Consider the following 5,292-nt stretch of genomic DNA (forward strand, 5'->3'; position numbering starts at 1 on the left):
GCCCCCTGACGGCTCCGGGCCCTGCGTCGTCTTCGGGTCGCCCGGGGTCGCCCCGGGGCGTCGCCGGTCAGCCCACGAGGTCGAAGTCCTCGTCGAGGACCGTCCCGCGGTGCGGCTTGTAGAGGTCGTACCCGCGCGGGTTGCACTGGAGACCGCCGTTGATGCACTGCTTCACGAGCGCCGCGAGCACGTCCTGCTCCCAGGCGTTGACGAAGTCGTAGTGCCAGGACTGGTCCGATCCGCTGGCCAGGCGCACGTCCGACATGTCACCGCTCACGGGCCAGGCGATCTTGAACTCGAGCATGGGCACCGCGACCGGGTGGGTCAGGGGGCACTGTCCGGCGACCGGGTAGGCCATGTGCGTGCCGTGCCCCATGTGCGAGGCCGCACCGGGCGTCAGGTGCTTGCCGTCCCAGCAGCTCGGCGACTGGTACCGCAGGTTGAGCTGGCTGCCCGGGTCGCAGTGGTCCGGGATGGACCAGCTCTTGGAGATCTCGCCGCACTCCCAGCCCTCGACCGCGCCCGGGGCCGTGCGGAACGAGTCGACCGTGGCCATCATGTCGCCCGCGACGAACTCCAGGCCCGCGGGGAACGGGACGACCCGGGTGTAGTCGTCGATCCCCGACTTGTAGTAGATCGTCATGGGGATGTCCGGGGCGATCGGCGTGTCCCCGCGGTACAGCGCGGGGAACCAGTACGACGAGTGGTCCTGGGGGACCGTGCACGTCGAGTCGGTGCTCGCGAAGAGCGACTCCGGGGTCGTGAAGGCGTTCGTCGACCGGTTGCCGACGAACGTGTGCAGGTGCGAGGCGCCCGGCTGGCCCGGGAAGACGATGGGGTCGTCGTTCGCGAAGTGCGAGAACGAGCAGTTCGCCTGGAACTCGTGGTGCGTGACCTCGTCGTCGAACCCCGGGGTCTGCGGGACCTCGACCGGCGTGCCGTCGCCGAAGACCTGGAGCTCGAACAGCGAGTAGCCGTAGCCCGTGGCGCGCTGGGTCCCGACGAGTTGGACGTAGCGTCCCGTCGCCTCGACGTCGAGCGACTGGAGCCCGCCCGTGCCGGCCGTGACGGTCGCCGCCGTCGACCAGGTCGCGGCGTCGTCGGACACCTGGACGGTGAACGCCCTGCCGTACGCGGCCTCCCAGTCGAGGACCACCCGGTCGAGCGCGAACGAGCGGCCCAGGTCCACGCGGAACCACTGGTCGTCGCCCGGCGAGCTGGCCCACCGGGTCGACCGGTCGCCGTCGACCGCGAACCGCGGACCGAGCCCGCCGGACTCGGAGCTCGACGCCTCGGTCGCGGCGCCCTGCGAGAGCAGGGTCCCGGGTGCGGCGGTCGCCGGGCCGGCCACGCCGAGCGCGACCGCGGACGAGGTGACCAGAGCGGCGACCGCGAGCGACCCGACCAGGGCGCGCGTGCGCCGTCGGGCGCGGGGAGCCGGGCGGGACGTGTGCCCGCGCGCGAGGCGGGACGTGGGAACGGTGCGATGCATGCTTCCTCCTGTGACGTCGTCGTCGGGAGGTCGCGCCGGAGCGCGACGCGCCCACCACCGTGCGGTGGCCCCCGGGCGCGGGCCGGGTGGGAGCAGGGGCGCTGCTCCCACCCGGGGTCTCGTCAGCGCCGGTAGACGCCGAGCTCGAAGAGCGAGTAGCCCCACTCCGTGCCGCGCTCCGTGAGGTTCAGACGCACGTAGCGCCCGGTCCCCGCGACGTCGAGGTCGTCGACGCCGCCGTTGCCGCCCGTGACGGTCCTGACGGTCGTCCACGTCGAGCCGTCGGTCGAGGTCTGGACCTCGTACGACTTCCCGTAGGCCGCCTCCCACACGAGCTGGAGGCGGTCGAACGACTGGACCGAGCCCAGGTCGACCTGGAACCAGGCCGTCGGGCCCCACTGGCTCGCCCAGCGCGTGCCCAGGTCGCCGTCGACCGCACGGGCGGCCGAGTAGTCGCCGTTCCACGGGTCGAAGCTCGACGCGGTCGCGGTCTTGCCCAGCGCGACGTTCGTGCCCTGGACCGCGGGCGGCACGACGCGCAGCGAGCGGGTCTCGACGCCCACGTTGCCCTGACCGTCCTCGGCGAACACGTAGACCTTCCACACGCCCAGGCGCTCGGGCGCGGTGACCGTGAACTTCCCGGGGCCGGTCTGCGTGAGCGCGGTCCAGGCGAGCCCGCCCGCCCCGTCGATGTACTTGCTGTTGAAGAAGGCGACGTAGTTGATCGGGTCGCCGTCGGGGTCGGTCACGGTCAGGTTCAGGTCCACCGAGGACCCGGCCACGACGCTCGTCGAGCCCGGGACGTCCATGCTCCGGATGCGGGGCGGGGTGTTCATCGCGGAGGTGTCGACGCCCCACGCCTTGGCGATCGAGTAGTAGCCGAGACGCTTGTTGTCGCCCGGGATCACGTTGAACCAGACGCCGCCGAAGTCGCCCTCGGTGCCGTAGTGGAAGAACGTCGCGCCGAGCGCCTTGCCCTCGTGCTCCATGAGGCAATTCCAGGACGAGACGTACGCCGCGCCCTTCTCGATGTCGGTCGGCTCGTCGGGGACGCCGTTGACGTCGTCCGGTACCTCCCACTCGCCGGCCGCTCCGCCCTCGGTCAGCAGGTAGGGCTTGTCGTAGCCGCCGGCCTCCCAGTTCTCACGGATGTTGCACACGTCGCCGTAGGCGTTGATCGAGAGCAGGTCGAGGTCCGGGGCGTTGGCCTCGAGGTACGGCCAGGCGCCGGCCCAGGCGTCGGTGTTGGTCGTGGGGTGGTTCGGGTCGACCTGGTGGATCGCGACGCTGACCTCGTTGACGAACGCGGCGTACGCGTTGCGCTCGGCCTCGAGGACCGTGCCCGAGAAGCAGTTCTGCAGGCCCAGGATGGCCTCGTTGCCGATGTTCCACATCAGGACGCCCGGGTGGTTCTCGTACGTCTCGACCCAGTGGAGGATGTCGGCCTTGGTCGTCGCCTTGTAGCTCGTGTCGGTCGTGTAGTTGATGCACCCGCCCGAGCCCGGTCCGCCGCCCGGCAGGAGCCAGAAGCCCATGACCACGCGGACGTCGTGAGCGGCCGCGGAGTCGAGGAGCTGCTTCGTGTCGGCTCCCGTGCCCCACGTGCGGACCGTGTTGGCGCCCATGGCGACGAGCGGACCCATGTAGTGGTCCGCCGAGGCGAACGACGGGCCCCAGGTGAAGCCCTTGACCGTGTACGGCCTGCCGTCGACCTGGAGGTCCCAGTCACCGGAGCCGCCCACGACCTTGACCGTGCTCGGGCCGGAGTCCGGCACGGGCACGTTCGGGTGACCCGGGTTCACGTAGTCGGGGTCGGTCGGGTCGACGGGGTCGACCGGTCCGGCGCCTGGCGTGCCGAAGACCTTGAGCTCCCACAGGGAGCTCCCGTAGCCCGTGGCGCGCTGCGTCGCGAGGAGCCGGACGTAGCGACCCGCGCCGGAGACCGCAAGGGTCTCGGTGCCTCCCGGCGAGGACTGCGTCGAGTAGACGTCGGTCCAGGTCGTGGCGTCGTCCGAGACCTGGACCCTGTACGCCTTGGCGTGCGCCGTCTCCCACCGGAGCTCGACGCGCTCGATCGCCGCACGCTGCTGGAGATCGACCTGTATCCACTGGGGGTCGGACCAGGCGCTGGCCCAGCGGGTGCCGGCGTCCCCGTCGACGGCTGCCGAGGCGGGCGTGTAGTCGGCGTTCTCGACCGAGGACGCCGTGGCGGGCCTGCCCTGGGACAGGAGGGTCGGGGCCGCCTCGGCCGCTCCGACGGGCACGAGGGTCGCCGAGGCGACGAGCAGCGACAGCGCGAGCGCGGTGAGGCTGCGCCGTCTCCTGTGCTGCGGGCGGGCAGGGGTGTGCGGGGGTCTCATGTTCTACCTCTCGGGGGAGACGGGAGTCCTGGCCGTCGTCGGCCAGGCTCCGGGAGTCAGTTCTTCGTCGAGCTGGATCCATATGGGAGAGCGCTCTTACCCGAATTCGGAGTATTCCGACGTTCTGGAGACCTGTCAAGGGAACGGTTCCCAAGATCGGGATCGCAGGGTGAATCCAGCCTTGCGGTGCAAGTAGCGCTGTTGCGTCAGGATCGTTGGAATCACAGGGCTTGGTGGCGGTCTCGGTCAGGTGCCTCGTGGGAAAGCGCTATCCCGCAAGTGCTAGCGTCGCCCCGTGACATCTCCCCGTCCTCCCGCCGGTCCGACGCTCGACGACGTCGCGCGCGTCGCCGGAGTCTCGCGCGCGACCGCATCGCGCGTCATCAACGGCAAGCGCAAGGTCGCGCCCGACCTCCAGGAGCTCGTGCTGAGCGCGGTCGCCGCGACGGGGTACGCCCCGCACCGGGCGGCCCGCACGCTCGTGACCCGCCGGACCGGGAGCGTCGCGCTCGTGATCTCCGGGACGGACCCCGAGACCGACCCCGCGACCGACCCCGGGTCGGGCGGGAGCCGCTACGCGGGTCACGTGTTCGACGACCCGTTCTTCGGACGCATCGTCGCGGGCATCGTCCGGGCGCTGCGGCCGCACGACGTCCACCCGGTCCTCATGCTGGCCGAGGACGACGCCGCGCGGGCCCAGGTGGTCTCGTACGTGCGGCAGGGGAACGCCGACGGCGTCCTGCACGTCTCGACTCGCGCCGACGACCCGCTGCCCGCACTCCTGGTCGAGGCGGGACGGCCCGCGGTGCTGTTCGCACGCCCCGCGACGTCGCTCCCGCTCAGCTTCGTCGACCTGGCCAACCGTGACGGGGGAGCGCTTGCCGCCGAGCACTTCCTGGCCGACGGCCGGACCGCCCTGGCCGCGGTGTCGGGGCCGCTCGGGGTGCCCGCGGCGAACGACCGGCTCGCCGGGTTCCGCGACGCGCTCGCGCGGCGCGGGCACGCCTACGTGCCCTCGGTCGAGGGGAACTTCACGATCGAGAGCGGCGACGCCGCGATGCGGGCGCTGCTCGAGCAGGCGCCGGACGTCGACGCGGTCTTCGCCGGGAACGACCTCATGGCCCAGGGGGTGATCGACGTGCTCCGGGAGAGCGGACGCCGGGTCCCCGAGGACGTCGCGGTCATCGGGTTCGACGACACCGCGCTCGCGCAGCGTGCTCGCCCCGCGCTGACGACCGTGCGCCAGCCGGTCGAGGAGATGGCGGGGGAGATGGTCCGGCTCCTGCTCGAACGCATCGAGGACCCGTCGCTCGCGGTCCGCTCGGTCCTGTTCGAGCCCGCGCTCGTGGTGCGCGACTCGGCCTGAGTCGTCGGACCGGGCCGGCTGGGCCGCCGGCTGGGCCGCCGGTCCGGCCGTCCCGACGACGAGCGTCGCGGGAC

At 72.0% G+C, this 5,292-nt stretch carries 3 protein-coding genes; 1 reads left to right on the top strand and 2 read right to left on the bottom strand.

Going from position 1 to position 5,292, the window contains the following annotated elements; genetic code table 11:
- Window positions 1-67 precede the first annotated feature (67 nt).
- Window positions 68-1,492, bottom strand: a complete 1,425-nt coding sequence (locus tag ACFRCR_RS16535) for a DUF1996 domain-containing protein (protein WP_377679037.1) — start codon at window positions 1,490-1,492, stop codon at window positions 68-70.
- 122 nt (window positions 1,493-1,614) lie between these two features.
- Window positions 1,615-3,852 carry a discoidin domain-containing protein gene (locus ACFRCR_RS16540; RefSeq protein ID WP_377679039.1) on the bottom strand — a complete coding sequence of 746 codons (2,238 nt, stop codon included), beginning with the start codon at window positions 3,850-3,852 and terminating at the stop codon, window positions 1,615-1,617.
- A 295-nt stretch (window positions 3,853-4,147) separates the two neighbouring features.
- On the opposite strand from ACFRCR_RS16540, the gene ACFRCR_RS16545 reads away from it, so the two are divergent.
- Window positions 4,148-5,218, top strand: a complete 1,071-nt coding sequence (locus ACFRCR_RS16545) for a LacI family DNA-binding transcriptional regulator (protein ID WP_377679040.1) — start codon at window positions 4,148-4,150, stop codon at window positions 5,216-5,218.
- Window positions 5,219-5,292: the final 74 nt, after the last annotated feature.

The sequence above is a fragment of the Oerskovia sp. NPDC056781 genome (genome assembly GCF_042789955.1).
Taxonomy (GTDB): domain Bacteria; phylum Actinomycetota; class Actinomycetes; order Actinomycetales; family Cellulomonadaceae; genus Oerskovia; species Oerskovia rustica.

Bases quoted from the DNA above. Each gene is read 5' to 3' on its own strand.
- ACFRCR_RS16535 (WP_377679037.1), bottom strand. From the start codon at position 1,492: ATGCATCGCACCGTTCCCACGTCCCGCCTCGCGCGCGGGCACACGTCC.
- ACFRCR_RS16540 (WP_377679039.1), bottom strand. From the start codon at position 3,852: ATGAGACCCCCGCACACCCCTGCCCGCCCGCAGCACAGGAGACGGCGC.